The following is a 17645-nucleotide window of genomic DNA, read 5'->3' on the forward strand; positions in this document are numbered from 1 at the left end:
ACAGTAAAAAATTCAAGTAAGTATTCGGCAATGACACTTTTTCAAATTTACAACTGTAGCATTTCTGGAAATTGCCACGGGGATATTAATGCTTTTCTCTAAAGATTAACCTCAATATTTTTCTCCCTAGCAATCACAGTAAAAAATTGAAACAAGTATTCAGAAATGCCACTTTTTCCTTCTCCTAACTTCAGTCCTTCCTTCTTCAAGGAATTTGCCAAATACGCTGATGATATTGTTCTGGGTTAGGGTAAGGATCGACTGTAGAATTAGTATTGTCGTGACTATTATGGTTATGGTCATGGTTGTGATGATGATGACCATGACCGTGAGAATGTGGTTCACCAGCAACAGCAGCTAACCGAAACTTACACATTTCACAGTTCATTTGTACTTCTCCTAACTGTGTCTCTATTTCTCTTTCTCGCAATAATTCTAATAATGTTGGATGCGCTCCCATTTCTGGCAGACAAGTCATAGAAATATCTGGATATTGTTCTTGTTGTTGAGCTGTAATATCAAATATTTTCTTGACCAAAACTCCGGTAAATAGAAAGTAGGGCAAAACAATAATACGCTTCGGTTGATATAATCTAGCTCGCCGAAAACCTTCTTCCAAACGAGGGTGAGTAATGCCAATAAAACAAGTTTCAACTGTTAGATAACCACTGCCTTCCCATAACATTCGAGCCAGTTTATAAACATCTCCATTAGCATCAGGGTCACTCGAACCTCGCCCTACAAATAATAAGACTGTTTCAGAGGGATTAAAATTAGTTTCCTCTAATTCCGTTAGACGTGATCGCCACAATTCTAAAATCTTGGGAGTAATGCCAAAATGTCGTCCATAATGGAATTTTATTTGAGGATGTCGTTGTCTTGCCTGGTCTAATTCATTGGTAATATCAAATTTATTGTGGCGAGCTGCAAATAATAAAATTGGTAAAGCAGATAATTCTGTGTAACCTTGTTCTACACATTTATCTACTCCTTCTTGAATAGTAGGACCTGTTAATTCTAGAAAGCAAGGTATTACAGGTCGAGATTTATCTAAATTTTGATAAGCTGCAACAAAATCTAAGAAAGTTTGTCTTCCGTCAGCATCTCGTGTACCATGACCTATCAATAATAAAGGTCTTTGTAGTGGTAATGGAGGTAATTTATGACTTGTAGAAATACTACTTATTTCTTCTGCTGAAGTTAGATTTTCTTGTGCTTTGATTTCTGAGTTTTGAGTTGAAGATTTCATTAATTATCCTTTCCTGTGTCAGGCAGGAAGCTAGGGTTTACAAGTTACAAGTAGGTGTTCTGGCTGATCGAGTTCTTTTGATTAGCAAGTAGTTATTTATTTTATCTATTAACTATTTTTATCAATTTGTCGATTTACAGTTGCCGCACAGCCCCGGACTTACACCGGAGTTTCCCCACTTTTTCAGCAAAATATATATAGCAGTGTAAGCATTTCCTGCGGAATGCTGGACAAACAGCTATTAGCTGTAAGCTAGCCTCCTCCGGAGGAACTGCGGACTTCAGCAACAAGACTCTCTCCTTAAGGACAGTATTTAAATTAACAACTGACTTTAAGGGCAAGGGAGGCAACTTTTCTAGTAAGACAATTAATAAAGCTTTTATCTTAAACTAAAAGCAATAGCTGATAGCTGATGGCTGACCGCTGAATGCTTACATAGCAATTAGCACATCACCCATGCATATTCATATTTTTTTCTCGATATTACTTCGTTTTCAAAGTCAGTTAATATCTTTAATTTATACAGAAGTTGCTATCAATTATTTTTGTAAAAATTGCCACTATTTTTTAATCCTGGCTTACAGCACATTGCAGGTTTATGAGGTACAGATTATCCAATCATTATTTTAATGAATTAATGAATATTGTTATTCTGTTGGTGTACCTCACTTACTTGAAAAGTGGTGTAACTTTTAGTTATTTTAGCAGACTTAATTTATTATGCAATTCTTAAAAAATTCTAATGATTAATTAAAATTTGCTAGATTACCACTATTAAACTTATTAATACCAAATCCGACCATCGAAAGCTAGTTTTTCCAAATTTTCTTAACCCTTCTGCAACCTACCTTCTGTTTTACCAATTGATAATGAATTGATAATGAATTAATCAAGGTTTAAAGCCTCTTTTTTTAAGAAGAAAAAGCAAAGAATTTCTTCGGTTGTATTAGTCTTGTTCATTTTAGACAGAGGTCATTTCAGTTATCAGTTATCAGTTATCAGTTATCAGTACCTCTGCAATAAGGAGGCTTGAAATCTGAAATATTCTCTTTTTTTATCCCCTTAAAAGGGGAGGCGCATACCCAGAATTTTTCGGTAATTATCAATTATTCATGCTTCAATTTTTGAATCTTTTAATTAGCTGGATTTTAGGGCCGCCTCACCATCGCCATCTTTAAGCCAAAATTTATATGTTTTGTCAGTTATCAAAGCTGCTGTAGTGTAGGAATAGTTAAAATTATTCTGTTTATCATTGTGGTCAGCACTCAAAGAAAAACGGCGGGGGGATGAAATTAAGGTTGCACGCCAGAAAAAATTCTGATACATTAAATAAACTTCGGTTAACTCGAAACCTTGCATGATTTTTTAGTCAACAAAATAATAATCAAGAATATAACAAGGAAGGCGATCGGGAAAATGATATTACCCAAAATTTGGGGTAGGTGTCTCCCCCTTAAACGGGGCAGGGTAAATTTATTGTCATTAGAGAAAAATTGATGGGGAAATGGGGACCCACCCCTAACATCTCCCAGGAGGGGAATGTGGGGAGGTGGGGATATCTGTAATATTTGCACAATTTTTTGTATTTCTTATGAATATTCTCTGACGACAAAGAATTAGCCCTCCTGCCTTAAGCGGGGGAATTTTGAATGCATATAGTCGCAGACATGCTCAACTGTGTGGTATATTTTTATCGTAGCATCAAACGATCAAACATTTCTATGCTCATCTATGAAATGAAGTTGCAAGGCACACAAGGCCAATATAATCAGCTAGACTCAGCCATTAGGACTGGTTGATTTGTGGGAAATAGCATGATCCGAGCATGGATAGATAGAGAAATTAAAAGTCGTAACGATGCCTACAAATACTGCACAAAACTAGCACATAATCTTGAGTTTCCCTGGGCCAAATAACTCAACTCAATGACTAGACAAGCTCATGCACAGAGGGCATGGGCAGCAATAGAAAGATTCTATCGAAATTCTCAAGCTAATGTTGCTGGTAAGAAGGCGGTGCGACCCCGCGACGACGGCAGCTCCCTTGCGGAACGCGCACCAACAGAGGTTTTCCCAAATTTCCTTCCGAATGCTACGCAAACAAAAAATACCTTGTGAGAGACTCAGTAGAATACAAAACTAGCGGATGGAAACTATCGGAGGATAGACGCTATTTAACTTTCACTGATGGTTTTAAAGCAGGTACTTTTAAACTTTGGGGTAGTCGAAACCTTCATTTCTATCAAATCAAGCAAATCAAACGAGTCACAGTTGTCAGAAGAGATGATAGCTAGTATGCTCAATTCTTGATTGACACGCCCTAGAGAGGAGGAGAAAAACCTCAAAGGGCAGCAATTAGGAATAGACTTAGGTTGAAATCATTTCTATACAGATTCTCAAGGCCAAAAAATAGAGAATCCGAAATTTTTGAGCAAAGATCACAAAAAAATCAAAAAACGACAACGTGGTCTATCTCGTACTCAAAAGAGTAGTCAAAACAAAATTAAGGCCAGAAATAGATTAGGTAGAGCGCATCTGAAAGTTTCACGCAGACGTAACGACTGGGCAGTTAAGTTAGCACAGTGCGTCATACAGTAAGTGCGACTTGGTAGCGATCGAAAACCTGAAAGTGCGTAATATGATCAAACACCATAAGTTAGCAAAGTCCATAGCAGATGCAGCATGGTACAGGTGAGCGAGAATGGTTGGAGTATTTTGGAAGAGTTTATGGTGTGCCTCTGGTAGTAGTAGAACCTACATATACTTGTGTAAATTGTTCAAACTGCGGTGGTCTTGTGGTTAAAACTCTCAGCACCAGGACTAATCAATGGCCACACTGTGGTTATATTGCCGACAGGGGAGAATTCAGCAATCAACATACTCATTCTCTGGATTAAGAGAATCAGCAACTACCCTGGGGCACAGTTGGAATAACGGCCTCCGGAGAGAACGACCTCTACTTGAAGGAGGAAACTCCAACAAGTAAGTTGACTCGACGAAACAGGAAAGTCTCATAGTGATGTGGGAATCCCCTCGCTTTTAGGCAGGGGAGAATGTCAATGAAAGGGCGATTTTTAATAGTCAAGCAGGAGAGGTTTTTCAACAGAGGAAGATTTTCAGAAAATATCCCCTACTCCCCCACTTCTTCTTGAAGGATTAAAAAAATCTAAGTTATCAAATATTCGGCCAAAATAACACTTTATAGTCTCGATACTTATAAAGAACATCTACAAAAGAAAAAAGATTCAAAACGTGGACTTGTTAACTGCAAAAGAAAGTTCTGCGGGATATAGGGAAATAAAAAATTTCAGCTTTGCAGATGATATTTATAATTTCAAGGAACAATCATCTCCTATTTATAGACGTAACTTTATACTATATTACAACCAGTCTTAAGCTGAAAAAAAGTTGTGAGGAGAAAACAATCTTTCACCTCTAACGGCAATTCTCAACCAGAGTTAGCCTAGAATATTCAAAACTAATTAAGCAAGATTGGTAACAAAACGATAGAATCGTAAGCCGTAGTATCTGACAACATAATTCTGAAAATTACCATGAATGACACAACTAACGAATTACTCGAAAATATGCCCAGGGAGCAGAGGGTTGGGCAACTGCGCAACTTAATTGAAACTTTACACATAGCTGATGAAGTGGCCAGTAAAGGCTATTTAATCACCAGCTCAGAGTTAGCAGATTTAATGGACATCAATGCCAGTGCTGTCACCAGTCGTGGAGACCATTGGGTCTGGCGGAACTGGGTAGTATCTAGAGTACGTCGTGAAGGAAACCAAAGTGCGATTCGTTTCTGCTAAAAGTCAAGGCCATCAAGTTAAGACGTGAGTAGAGTAAGGCCATAAGCCTTATAACTAAATGACCTTGGAGGTGAGATTCCTTCCGCCCAGGTGCAGGGTTGACAGCATTACCCCTACGGTAGCGAGTAGCGACCAATCCGTAAAGCGGGGTAAAAAGGTGGTAAAGCTCTTAGCTTAAATGAGTTTCCATCGAGCACAATACCCATTGGATAGCGAAAAGCGAAGATGTAATTGAAGCGTCGTAATTTTTAACCAGTGAAAGAAGCTGTGACACTGGAGCCAAAAGGCAGAGGATAGGGAGTTAGCGAGTTTTGGTTCGGCTAATAAGCACTTCCCTTAAACCCGGCGTAAAGCATCGTCCTAAAGGTATATAAATAAGGTCATTTGGAACGAAGTAACCCATGAAAAACTCTTGAATTATTTAGCATTCAGCACTCAGCAATCAGCTTTCAGCTATGCTCACCCTTATTTGGGTTTTGAAGCTAATAGCCCTACTATAGCAGAAGTCAGAAGTTAAATTCTTGCTGTGACATCTTTAAGAGACCCGATAATGTCATACTGCCTTCAGCTATAGGTATTGATAACTGATAACTGATAACTGATAACTGAATCAAGTAGGTGCTAACCGGATGTTTGATTGGGAAGGATTGTGTCAGAAGCAAAGGCCCTTATTTAATGTAATGGGATAGGCTGACGGACACACGGTGATTTGGAATGTAGAGTTTGATTAGGTAATAGAAATGTCCAATACGAGTTTAAAGACTACGGTGGAATGGCAGGAATGGCGCGATATTAACTGGTTAAAGGTTGAGCGTCACGTCTTTAAGTTACAGGACAGAATCTACAGAGCCTCTGAGAGTCGTGATTATGTTGCATTTCGTAGACCCCAAAAAATTTTGCTGAGGTCCTGGTACGCTAAGTTATTGGCCGTGCGTGGGGTGATTCAAGATAACCAGAGTGAGAAAATTTGGTCTTCGGAAAAGCTGTTTGCTTTGGCTGAAACTTTGGACATAACTGGCAAGGTTAAGTCTAGGAGAGGCACTATGGAGGACTACGCTCTACAAATACTTGTCAAGATGGCTCTGGAGCCAGAATGGGAGGGTATTTTTGAATCTAGTTGTTATGGGTTTAGACCGGGGCGATCGCCTCAAGATGCCGTAGAAGCAATTTTTGGTTTTGTCAAGCTGGAGCCTAAGTATATGCTTGAGGCTGACATAGCTAAGTCTTCTGAGGGTATTAACTACGAACTATTACTGGAAAGGCTAGGTACTTATCCTACATTGCGTCGAAAAATCAAAGTTTGGTTGAAGACTGGTGTGATGGATGAGGAAAGCTTGTTTCCAACGGAGGAGCAGATGGCAAGGGGTGGAGTTATTTCTTCATTTCTGGCAAATGTGGCTCTTCATGGTATGGAGGAGCAAATCAAGGAGTATGCTGAAATTTTTGATTTTCAATCTGTGGAAAGCGGGTATGAAGTATCAAGGGTGGATAGCAGTGAATACTTGGGTTTGGTTCGCTATGGTAGTAGTTTGGCGATCGCTCATAAAGATATAGATGTGGTTCAAAAATGCCAAGTAAAGGTTAAAGAGTGGTTGTCTGAAATAGGGCTGGAGTTAAAACCAAGTGGGACAAGAGTGGTTCATACTTTATATGAGTATGGTGGAGAAAAACCAGGGTTTGATTTCTTGGGGTTCAATATCAGACAATATGAGGTGGGCAAAAATCAAGGTAAGCTTGGTTTTAAAACTGAAGTCAAACCAAGTGACCAGAGCATGAAGAGTCATTATCGTCAAATCGCTGAGGTTATAGATGGACATAAGTCTGCACCACAGGTTGCTTTAATTAGAAGGCTTAATCCTATTATTCGGGATTGGGTCAACTATTACTCGGCTGTGGTGAGTAAGAAAGCTTTTAGGGATTTGGATCATTTAGTACACCAAAAACTCTGGCGTTGGGCAAGAAGAAGACATTCCAATAAAAATAATGACTGGATTTCTCAAAAGTATTGGCATTCTGGGGAAAACAGAAAGGAATTTTCGTGTAGTTATGAGGATGGCAGTGGAGTGAAGCTGTTGAAACACACAGAAGTTCCTCTTGTTAGACAGGAGAATGTTAACAAGGACTGGTTTTATTGGAGTAGGCAAAAAGACTTTCAATTTTTGAACAAGTAGGGTGGTTGTACTACTCAAAAGGTAAGAAGGGGAAAGTTTTGGGTGCTATTGAATTGCATAGACATTGCTACGATCTGAAAACTGCTAAGAATAGTGGTAGAGGTACTCATTTTGATTGGAGCCAAATCACTGAGGAGCCGGATGAGGTGAAAGTCTCACGTCCGGTTTTGGAGACGAGTAATTCTAGTGATGGAATTGCTTAGTTTAACTTCTCTGGCAATTAGAAAGAGTTGATTAATTTGATTCCTAATTTTTTCTGTAATTAGGGATAGGTGATGATAGCGATCGCTTACTTTTTTAATTGGGGAGCGATCGCTTCAATAGTTTTAATCGGTGGTTGCCCCTCGTCGCGCCAACCTTGTATTTACGCTAGGTGATTAAGCGAATTTAACATTAAGGGGCTTAGTGATATTATTAGAAAGCTAATCTAGTTTTCTTTTAATATTGTATATCCTACAAAATGCTACTTAATCTAGTATCTTAATAATCAGAAAGTATGTTTGATTTAGTTATACCTATAATGAAGAAAAAATGTATCAAGCACACACTGGAGTATTACAGTAATCAAAAACTGTATTTAAACAAAATATTACTTGTAGATTATTTACCAGAATACACAAATAGCTTGTTACATAAAAAGTATACAATAGTTAATCATATTTGGTTGAAATATAGAAAGTATTTCAACAAATCATTTGCTCTAAATATTGGGATTGATTATGCAACTTCACATTACATTATATGTTGTGATGCAGATGTATTGATAGATGAAGTGACGCTACATAAATGGGATTGCTATATACGTAATTATAAAGATGTTTTTATTTCACTCAAAACTGTCAAAGAAAGTGAAAGTGATGAAGAAAGACCAGGTTATGGAATTGTATGCGGGACTAGAAATTCATTTCTTAGTATAGAAGGATATGACAGTAGTTATATAGGTTGGGGTTTTGAAGATTTAGATATTCTAAACAGAATGTATCTTTTTGGTAAAGATATTGTTAGACTTGGTCATGGCTTGCACTTGTCTCATGATGATGAAGAAAGAATGCAAAATTATGCCACCAAGAGTAAGCAAGATTCTCGTACTATAAATCTTAAAAGGTATGAAAATAAGAAATTAAGCAACAATCTTTATGGTACTTTTAGTAAAGATGTTAAAGAGGCAAAATTAGAATTGATATGAGTGTAGCTCTCCTTATCGCCTATAGAAACCGAGAAAATCACCTAAAAACGCTTATAAATTGGGGAAGCGAGTTAGGTTATTTTGAAAGTCCTGATTTTGAATTTATTTTAGTAGAGCAATCAAACTCCCCTTCATGTCAAAATACCTGTCTAGAATATGGCATCAAGTATCATCATGTATGTGATGATGGTATTTTTCACAAATCTAGACTTTTAAATATAGGATTAAATTTATCTAACGCGGAATTTATAACACCTTTTGATATTGATCTAGTTCCCATAAAAGATTCACTTAAAATGCATCTTGCTATAGCTTCTAAATATAAAGATTCTCTTTTTATGGGATATAGGATGATGTATCCGGAAGATTATATAGATAGAGATAGTATATTCGATATAGATTTATCTATTTGCAAAGTAGCCCCAGAAGATAAAGAAACAGCCGTCTTTAAACAACTTGTAGATCAGGAAAAGTTTGGTGTTGTTCCATTTTTTAGAAAGGAAACTCTTCTTTCAGTAAAAGCATGGGATGAAGCATACATTGGATGGGGTGCAGAAGATCAAGATTTGATAGAAAGATATACAAAAAACTGCTACTTTTTACGCTCCCCAAAACTGATATATATCCATTTGAATCATAGTGATGACTTAATGTGGAAAGAAGATAATCATATTGAGAAAAATAGAAAATATTATTACAAAAAAAGAAAAGCTTATGAATTATAAGTTAGTTCAAACAACTTTAAATGATTTAACAAATATGTTTTACGAAAAGCAAATATTAGAAGGAAATTATGTATTTATTATTCAAGAACAAAATGTAGATTTTTGTATTGTAATATCAGTTACGAGCTTCAGTTTTATTTCTCAAAAGATTAACAACATAATAAAATTTTTTGAAGACCAGCAGTTAGACTATCTTTTTTTAATTGAGCCAAAACTACCTCCAAAAGATAGTGCCAGAAATGATGAAATTGTTACAAATGCTATTTTCAAAAAAGAATACTTAGATGAAATTATTAAATATGATCAGCCAAGTAGTATAGAAAAATTATGCTATTTATCTGCTAAAAGCATAATTGATAAAAAAAATGAACCAAATATTATGGCACGATCCTATGAAGACTTATCTTGTCCTAATTCATCTTATAACTTGTCTAGGGAATTTACTGTAATTATACCTCATCAGGGAGATTTAAATTATCTAGATATTTGCCTTAGTCAAATGCACAATAGTATGAAAACTCCAAAAAATATTTGGGTTTACTTTGATGAGGAAATACGTGAAGAACATATTTCTCTCGCAAGTCAAAAATTTTCTTATGTCTATAGAGCAGTAAAACCGTTTAATCTTGGTCCTTATGTTGCTAGAAATCATGGATGCCAGGAAGCTAATAGTCAATATCTATGTTTTCAAGATTCGGATGATATACCCACGAAAGATCGCTTCATTGAATTATACAATTATGCGGTACAAAATCCCTTTGTTGAGATGGCTGGATGTCATGAATTAAGAATTGACGAAATTCAGAAAAAAATTATTGCTATTAGGTTTCCTATTGAAGTAACAAAAGCTTTATGTAAAAAAGCAAGCCATCCTCTTTTTTTTCCAACTTCATTTGTAAAGAGAAATAGTATTTTAAAAGCTGGTGGATTCTCCACTGTTAGAAGATTTGCATCGGACTCACAGTTTCTATTGAGAGCTTATTTTTCAATGAATATAAGAAACATTGATAAATTTTTATACATAAGACGGAAAAGGCAAGGTTCTCTAACTACAAGTGAAGAAACTAGACTTGGAAGTGAAGAAAGATTAAACCTAGATAAATTATGGAAATCAGATTTTGAAAAAATCAAATCAGGAGAACTTTCTTTGTCGAATTCATCCCTGGAAGTTGAGTTGTTAGACATAAAACCTATATTTCATTTGATTTGAACTTCAAAAATAAGATAAAAAAGCGGAAGAAGCACTTGAGTTAATTACAAAGGTTAGAAGATACTGTTGGCGAAAGTAATCATTTTGTAACTCATGACAATACACAAGATATTTGATTAAGTAAAAATACTTTATTTATCAGAATGGTAAAATATTATATTTAGATAGCCGTGTATAGTAACGGTAAATGAAGGCTAAAACCCTAACTATAACGGTTACTTAAACAATAACCATGCACTACGACCTTTTGAATAATTAGTATAAATATCAATTTTTAAGTCAAAATTAAGCTAAATTTCACAAGTTACTCATGCCGTTCGTTTTTCATGGATATGTAATGAAATTACTATAAATGGCAGAATAATTTATGAGTTCTCAACTTAAGAAGTTATTATTTTTCTTACCGCTACTTATATTTTTAGCTAGCTGTGGTGGAAGTCCGACAAATCTAGGCGAAACAAATCAAGGTACACAAGAATCTACTACTACTTCAGCTCAAGCATTTAATTATCAAGATTACAACTCAATTTTAAAGGAATATGTCAACGCAAAAGGGTTAGTTGACTACGAAAGATTAAAGGAAAATAGGCAAAAACTTGATGATTTTAATGCTGCTATTGGAGCTGTAACGCCAAGCACTTATGATTCTTGGACAGATGCAGAAAAAATCGCTTTTTTAGTTAATGCTTATAACTCTTTTACTTTAGAATCTATTATTGATAATTACCCCACTAAAAGTATTAGAAGAATCCCTGGTGTTTGGAAGATTCGTAAATTCGATATAGTTGGGCAACAATTGACATTAGACCATATCGAACATCAGATTTTAAGGAAAGAATTTAATGAACCAGGAATTCATGTTGCCTTAGTTTGTGCTGCAATAAGTTGTCCTCCTCTGAGACGAGAAGCTTTTACTGGTAGTCAATTAGAGCAACAACTAAATGACCAAGCTAACCAGTTTCTCATCAATAATCAAGGCTTCCGAATTGACCGTGAAAATAATGCTGTTTATTTTTCTTCAATTTTTAAATGGTTCGGTGAAGATTATAAAAAAACTTATGGTCAAGAACCAACTATTGATGGCTTGAATGAAACAGAAACGGCAATCGTAAATTATGCTCATAAATATGTAAATCCTGACGATCAAAAGTATTTAAAACAGGGTGGTTATCAAGTTAAATATTCTGACTATGATTGGTCTTTGAATGTTCAATAATATCTAAGCTTTCAGCCGTCAGCTATCACCTATCAGCTATTTTTTTAATGTAGTAGAAGTTATGGCAATTTCCACAGTTATGAGGTACATTTACGCTCCCCCTAAATCTCCCTTAGAAAGGGGGACTTTGAAGACTCCATAAATGTTCAATAATATTTAAGCTTTCAGCCGTCAGCTATCAACTATCAGCTATTTTTTTAATGTAGTAGAAGTTATGGCAATTCCCACAGTTATGAGGTACATTTACGAACCCCCTAAATCCCCCTTAGAAAGCTATGCTTTATAAACATCTTTACTTAGAGGATGTTTGAAAAGTTGTTGAATACTAAATTTTGCCCCCCTAGCCCCCCAATTCTGGGGGGAACAAGAATCTATTAGCTGGTAAAAGTCCCCCAATTTTGGGGGATTTAGGGGGTTTGTAACTGTTGGCTAAAATCTGGTATTATCTCTTAAAATCTGGGATTATCTGTTTTATGTTACTTGGATTCAAAACTGAACTACACCCCACAAACCAACAAAAAACATTACTAGCTAAACACGCTGGCGTAGCCCGTCACGCCTGGAATTGGGGTTTATGGCTAACTAGAAATATCCTGACTCACAATTCCAATAATCCCGATACTAAACTTAAATTTCCCACATCTATCGACCTGCATAAACTTTTAGTAGCAATGGTTAAACCTAATAACTATTGGTACTATGAAGTTTCTAAATGTGCGCCTCAATATGCTTTGAGGTATTTATCGTTATCTTGGAAGCGTTGTTTTAGTAAAGTCTCAGGACAACCTAAATTCAAGAAAAAAGGTAGGGATGATAGCTTTACTCTTGATGGCTCAATATCGGTAGGCTTTAATCACATAAAATTACCAAGAATTGGATGGGTAAAAACTTATGAAATACTGCCAGATAATATCACTCCTAAATCTGTAACTATTAGCAGGAAAGCTGATAGATGGTTCATTAGTTTCAAGATAGAAACAGAACCTCAAATTACAGACAAATCAGTAGATGTAGTTGGTGTTGATTTAGGTATAAAATCACTAGCTACACTATCAACAGGGGAAGTATTTGATGGTGTCAAACCTTACAAAAAGTTAGAATCATTACTATCACGATTACAATACCTAAACAGGCATAAAACCAAGTTTTCCAAGAACTGGAAAAAAGCACAGCTAAAAATAGCGAGACTACACGAAAAGGTAGCTGACATCAGGAAAGATACATTACATAAACTAACAGCCTATTTGGCTAAAAACCACAGTCAAATAGTGATAGAAGACCTGAATGTATCAGGAATGATGGCAAACCATAAGTTAGCTAAGGCTGTTGCTGACATGGGTTTTTACGAGTTCAGAAGACAGTTAGAGTACAAGTGTGAGTTATACGGTTCTGAACTAATCATCGTTGATAGATGGTTTCCCAGTTCTAAAACCTGTTCTAACTGTGGAACTGTAAAAGAGTCTCTGTTGTTATCAGAGCGCGTTTTCAATTGCGAACACTGCTATTTTAGTTGTGATAGAGACTTGAATGCAGCGTTAAATTTAGCTATGGCGGTCAGTTTGCTCCGCAACGCTAGCGCGTTTCGCGTCAGCGTTGCAAAGCAAACGACCGTGACAGCCTGTAGACTGGATAACGCCGACGTTGCCAGGTTGAAGCAGGAATAGAACAGACTATCTATAGATAATCATAGATTTATATAGATAATCATAGGTTTCTAAGAACGGCGCGTGATATATTGCTAGTGGCTGAAAGTTCCTAGTGTCGTTTGTAAATAATTTTGCTTATAAAGCATAGCTTTCTAAGGGGGGCGATCTAAAACTATTAAAGAACTGCTATAAACAAATACTTGCTTCATTTTTCAGAAAAAAAATTAAAACAAATGCTTTTAGAAAAAATATTCGTAATTATTCCTGTTTTGAATGAAGAATCTACCATTACAAATGTAATTAAATCATTACAATTTTACGGACTAAAAAATATAATGGTAGTTGATAATGGTAGCACCGATAAAAGTATAGAAAAAGCGATAAAAGCAGGTGCAAAAGTTATCAAAGAACCCATCCCAGGTTATGGTAGAGCTTGTTGGCGTGGCATTGAAAATACACCTGTAGAATGTGATTGGATTTTATTTTGTGATGGAGATGGTAGTGATGATTTAAAGCAACTACCAAAATTTTTAACTGCTACTAATAAATACGATTTAATATTAGGCGATCGCCGTGCTACAAAAGCAGGTAGGTCTGCTATGACTCCCGTACAAAATTTTGGTAATAAATTAGCTACTTTTTTAATTGGTTTAGGGTGGGGATATTGGTATCAAGATTTAGGACCTTTGCGTTTAATTCGGAAGTCTAGTTTAGAGAGAATTAGAATGCAAGACCGAGGTTTTGGTTGGACGGTAGAAATGCAAGCTAGAGCTGTAGAATGCGATTTAAAAATAACTGAAATTCCTGTTGGTTATCGTCGTCGTCAGGGTGGACGTTCAAAAATTTCAGGTACTATAAAAGGTAGTTTTCAGGCTGGAACAATTATTCTTACAACTCTTGGTAAATTGTATTTAAAATATCTTTGGAAAAATATAGAATTGCAGAATAATACTAACAAATTGAAAAAGCCAAAACAGGTTTAATTAGGGTTTGCTGAAAAAGTCTTATGGGTGAGGGTAGCAGACAGGAGACAGGAGACAGGATGAACGGGGAATGAGCGAGAAGGTAGGAGTAAGAATTGTAAGAGTGATTTTTCGGCTTTTGCTTCGGTGAAAATCCTCACTTTTTTAACCAGAGCAACCGAAAAGCTCATACTTTATTAAACACATAAAAAATCTCAAACCAATATCAGTCAATGCTTTGATATTTAATTTGATATTTAATCAGCAAGCCCTAATTACTTCTAGGGGGGAGGGGCGGGTTCATGTAAATTTAGTGTTGAGCAATTAATTTAATGCGGAACCCGCCCCTACTATTTCCACATTTTACGCGTGTCACGCCACTACGGATCTTCCATGGAAAGTTCCTACTGCCTACTGCCTATTGCCTACTGCCTACTCCCTTATTTATAAGTATTTAATCAGACATAATATTATATATATTTGAAGCTATTTTATGACTCTATTTTCTGTAAGTTCTACTAAGAAAAATCTGCCTTTATTACTAAGTTCATTTTTGATATTAGTAGGCGCAATTTTCATAGTTCCCTACGGTAGTTTTCAGGAAGCTGGTATTGTCATAAAATTTTGGATTGGTATCAGCATAATTAGTTTAGGTTTTATAATTTCTTGGGCAATACCTTCAATTAATTATGCTTGGTTTTGGAGTATAACTATTCTGGCTAGACTAATATTAATTCCCATGGAACCAGGGAGTGATATTTGGCGTTATTTGTGGGAAGGTTACATTCAAAATTTGGGTTTTAGTCCCTATAATTTAGCACCAAATGCTTTAGAATTAATTCCCTATAGAACAGAGTGGTGGTCATTAATGAATCATCCTGATACTTCTGCTATTTACCCACCTTTGATTCAATTAGGGTTTCGATTTTTAGCACTGATTAGTCCGTCAGTATTTGTCTTTAAGTTTGCTTTTATCTTGGCAGATTTAGGTATTTGTTGGTTATTAAGTAGAAAATTTAGCCTGCAAAAAACTTTGATTTATGCTTGGAATCCTTTGATTCTTTACTCCTTTGCTGGAGGTGGTCATTATGATAGTTGGTTTATCTTACCATTAGTGGGAGCATGGTTAGTTTTTGTTGAAGAAGGAAGAGGGAAGGAGGAAGAAGGAAGAAGGAAAGACCGAAGTTGGAAAAACTGGATGGAGACTCAAACTCCTGTTGAAGAAGGAAGAAGCAAGGAGGAAGGAGGAAGAAGGAAAGACCGAAGTTGGAAAAAGTGGATGGGAACTCAAACTCCTGTTGAAGAAGGAAGAAGCAAGGAGGAAGAAGGAAGAAGGAAAGACCGAAGTTGGAAAAAGTGGATGGGAACTCAAACTGTAGATGGCGGGATATTAAACTCAAAAGAACAAGATAATTATCGTTGGTATTGGAGTGCTTTTTTAATTGGTATAAGTGTGGCAATAAAATGGGTTTCTTTACCAATTTTATCTTTTGTTGTTTGGCAGAAAATATTATGTTTTAGAGAACAAGATATTGGGATAAATAATACTAAATTAATTAGCAATTTTTTCTATACAAAAATTCGACAAGTTCCACAGGCAGGTTTTTTATTATTAATTGGTTTATTACCGATGTGCGTTGCAGCTCTTAATTTTTGTGAACTTGGAAAATGTTCGCTTATTCCTACAAGTTCAAATTTTGTTGTTAATGGTCGTAGTGCTGAATTAATTCCTTATTTAGTAAGCTTTGTTTCGGAACAATCTACAAAATTTAACTGGATTTATGGAATTCCTCTTTGCTTAGGAGCAGGAGTTTTAATCTGGAATTGTCGTAGATTTGTTAGTTTTGCTGAATGGTATTTTTTCTTGTTATTAACTTTATCTCCTATAGTTCATTCTTGGTATTTTACTTGGTTTATTCCTTTTGCTGTAGCAACTAGAAATTTAGGGATAAGATGGGTGAGTTTGTCAGGATTTATTTATTTTGTTTTGCCATACAGACAAACTTTAGGAGATAATAGTTGGGTTTTAACTCCAATGGAAAGATACTGGTTATGGCTGCCTCTAATAGTAGGATTTATTTGGAGTAAGTGGAAAGGGAATAGGGAATAGTAGGAAAAACATTTGCTTATCTAAGAGGTTGTCTGAGAAGTCCCATTTGCTACATCCAAGCCCCCCAAATCCCCCAAAATTGGGGGACTTTTTAGAAGCAAATTGACTCTTGTTCCCCCCAAAGTTGGGGGGCTAGGGGGGCAAAATTCAGTATCAAAAAACTTTTAATATTTTTCCTTCTTCCTTCTTCCTTCTTCCTTCTGATTAAATATTTTGAGATTCTTCCGATTTATTAACAAACCCGCCAATAAAACTAGAAACAAAAGATAACACAATTGCCCCCAAAACTGCCGGCCAAAAACCATCAACTTCTAAACCAGGAGTAAAATATCCTGCCAATGATAAAGAAATTCCATTTACTACTAATAAAAACAACCCTAAAGTTAAAATTGTCAGAGGCAAAGTTAAAATTGTTAAAACTGGTTTCACAAACGCATTTACTAACCCCAAAACAATTGCTGCAACTGCTGCTGCCGGAATACTATCAACTCTTACACCAGGTACAACAAAAGCTGTAATTAAAAGTGATAAAGTTGCCATTAACCAAGTTAGGAAAAAACTAACCATAGCTATTTTTTTAACCTCCTCTTAATCGCGATTAAATTGTTTTATCTAATTATATAGTGTTTTTATAGCAGAAGGCATAGGGCAGAAGGCAGAAGGCAGAAGGAAAAATCTTACCTGGTCTAACTTTTAGACTCTTGAGCTGTCCGCGTCAGGAACAGTTTTAAGACTAATCTATAATTTTTCTTCATTCCTTATTCCCTAAAAGCATAAAACGGTAGTGGTGCATTGTAATGGTATAGACAGTGGGAGCATCTTACTCCCGTTCTCAGTCAGGGATGGGGCGGGTTTATCTAAATCAGGACTTACGCAAAGACACTATGTATAGAGTCTAGTAACTATTGTCCAATAGTTACAAGTACTATATATAGCGTATGTGCGTAAGTCCTATAAATTTTATGTTAAGCAATTAATTTAATATTGTAATGGTATAGACAATGAGAGCATCTTGCTCCCGTTCTCAGTCAGGGATGGGGCGGGTTTATCTAAATCAGGACTTACGCAAAGACACTATGTATAGAGTCCAGTAACTATTGTCCAATAGTTACAAGTACTATATATAGCGTATGTGCGTAAGTTCTATAAATTTTATGTTAAGCAATTAATTTAATATTGTAATGGTATAGACAGTGGGAGCATCTTGCTCCCGTTCTCAGTCAGGGATGGGGCGAGTTTATCTAAATTTTATGTTGAGCAATTAATTTAATATTGTAATGGTATAGACAGTGGGAGCATCTTGCTCCCGTTCTCAGTCAGGGATGGGGCAGGTTTATCTAAATCAGGACTTACGCA

13 protein-coding genes, 1 pseudogene and 1 riboswitch are annotated in these 17645 nt (G+C 35.9%); of the genes and pseudogenes, 11 read left to right on the plus strand and 3 right to left on the minus strand.

Annotated features, from left to right (window positions below; translation table 11 throughout):
- Positions 1-205 precede the first annotated feature (205 nt).
- Together F6K23_RS21275 and F6K23_RS21280 are read right to left on the minus strand one after the other, a co-directional pair.
- Entirely contained in the window at positions 206-1249 is a 1044-nt protein-coding gene (locus tag F6K23_RS21275; RefSeq protein ID WP_293159521.1) for a sirohydrochlorin chelatase, read from the minus strand.
- A gap of 31 nt (positions 1250-1280) precedes the next feature.
- Positions 1281-1461, minus strand: a riboswitch (cobalamin riboswitch).
- Positions 1462-2386: 925 nt separating this feature from the next.
- Entirely contained in the window at positions 2387-2608 is a 222-nt protein-coding gene (locus F6K23_RS21280) for a hypothetical protein (RefSeq protein ID WP_293159523.1), read from the minus strand.
- A 362-nt stretch (positions 2609-2970) separates the two neighbouring features.
- Here F6K23_RS21280 and F6K23_RS42890 point away from each other — a divergent pair.
- The 11 genes and pseudogenes from F6K23_RS42890 to F6K23_RS21350 all read left to right on the plus strand — a co-directional run bounded on the left by F6K23_RS42890 (position 2971) and on the right by F6K23_RS21350 (position 16289).
- Positions 2971-4265: pseudogene (locus F6K23_RS42890) on the plus strand (RNA-guided endonuclease InsQ/TnpB family protein).
- A 537-nt stretch (positions 4266-4802) separates the two neighbouring features.
- The gene (locus tag F6K23_RS21305) at positions 4803-5063 is read left to right on the plus strand and encodes a hypothetical protein (protein ID WP_124147250.1); all 261 of its coding nucleotides are present in this window, start codon (positions 4803-4805) and stop codon (positions 5061-5063) included.
- Positions 5064-5803: 740 nt separating this feature from the next.
- Entirely contained in the window at positions 5804-7234 is a 1431-nt protein-coding gene (locus tag F6K23_RS21310) for a group II intron maturase-specific domain-containing protein (RefSeq protein WP_293159525.1), read from the plus strand.
- A 5-nt stretch (positions 7235-7239) separates the two neighbouring features.
- Positions 7240-7437: a hypothetical protein gene (locus tag F6K23_RS21315; protein WP_293159527.1), complete on the plus strand. Its 198-nt coding sequence runs from the start codon at positions 7240-7242 to the stop codon at positions 7435-7437.
- Positions 7438-7730: 293 nt separating this feature from the next.
- Positions 7731-8420, plus strand: a complete 690-nt coding sequence (locus F6K23_RS21320; protein ID WP_293159529.1) for a galactosyltransferase-related protein — start codon at positions 7731-7733, stop codon at positions 8418-8420.
- On the plus strand, positions 8417-9145 hold the full coding sequence (locus F6K23_RS21325; protein ID WP_293159531.1) for a galactosyltransferase-related protein: 729 nt from the start codon (positions 8417-8419) through the stop codon (positions 9143-9145). The genes F6K23_RS21320 and F6K23_RS21325 overlap by 4 nt, the downstream gene beginning before the upstream one ends.
- Positions 9093-10355, plus strand: coding sequence for a glycosyltransferase (locus F6K23_RS21330; RefSeq protein WP_293159533.1), 1263 nt, complete (start codon positions 9093-9095; stop codon positions 10353-10355). Before F6K23_RS21325 ends, F6K23_RS21330 begins: the two co-directional genes overlap by 53 nt.
- A gap of 367 nt (positions 10356-10722) precedes the next feature.
- Positions 10723-11571, plus strand: coding sequence for a DUF547 domain-containing protein (locus F6K23_RS21335; RefSeq protein ID WP_293159535.1), 849 nt, complete (start codon positions 10723-10725; stop codon positions 11569-11571).
- Between the two features lie 473 nt (positions 11572-12044).
- Positions 12045-13235 (plus strand): RNA-guided endonuclease TnpB family protein, encoded by a 1191-nt coding sequence (locus F6K23_RS21340; protein WP_293159537.1) that lies wholly within the window; start codon positions 12045-12047, stop codon positions 13233-13235.
- A gap of 215 nt (positions 13236-13450) precedes the next feature.
- Positions 13451-14200, plus strand: a complete 750-nt coding sequence (locus F6K23_RS21345; protein WP_293159539.1) for a glycosyltransferase family 2 protein — start codon at positions 13451-13453, stop codon at positions 14198-14200.
- Positions 14201-14672: 472 nt separating this feature from the next.
- On the plus strand, positions 14673-16289 hold the full coding sequence (locus F6K23_RS21350) for a glycosyl transferase family 2 (protein WP_293159541.1): 1617 nt from the start codon (positions 14673-14675) through the stop codon (positions 16287-16289).
- A 204-nt stretch (positions 16290-16493) separates the two neighbouring features.
- Here the strand turns inward: F6K23_RS21350 and F6K23_RS21355 are convergent, their stop codons facing one another.
- Entirely contained in the window at positions 16494-16856 is a 363-nt protein-coding gene (locus F6K23_RS21355) for a phage holin family protein (RefSeq protein ID WP_293159543.1), read from the minus strand.
- Positions 16857-17645: the final 789 nt, after the last annotated feature.

It is taken from the genome of Okeania sp. SIO2C9 (genome assembly GCF_010672455.1).
In the GTDB taxonomy this organism is placed as follows: domain Bacteria; phylum Cyanobacteriota; class Cyanobacteriia; order Cyanobacteriales; family Microcoleaceae; genus Okeania.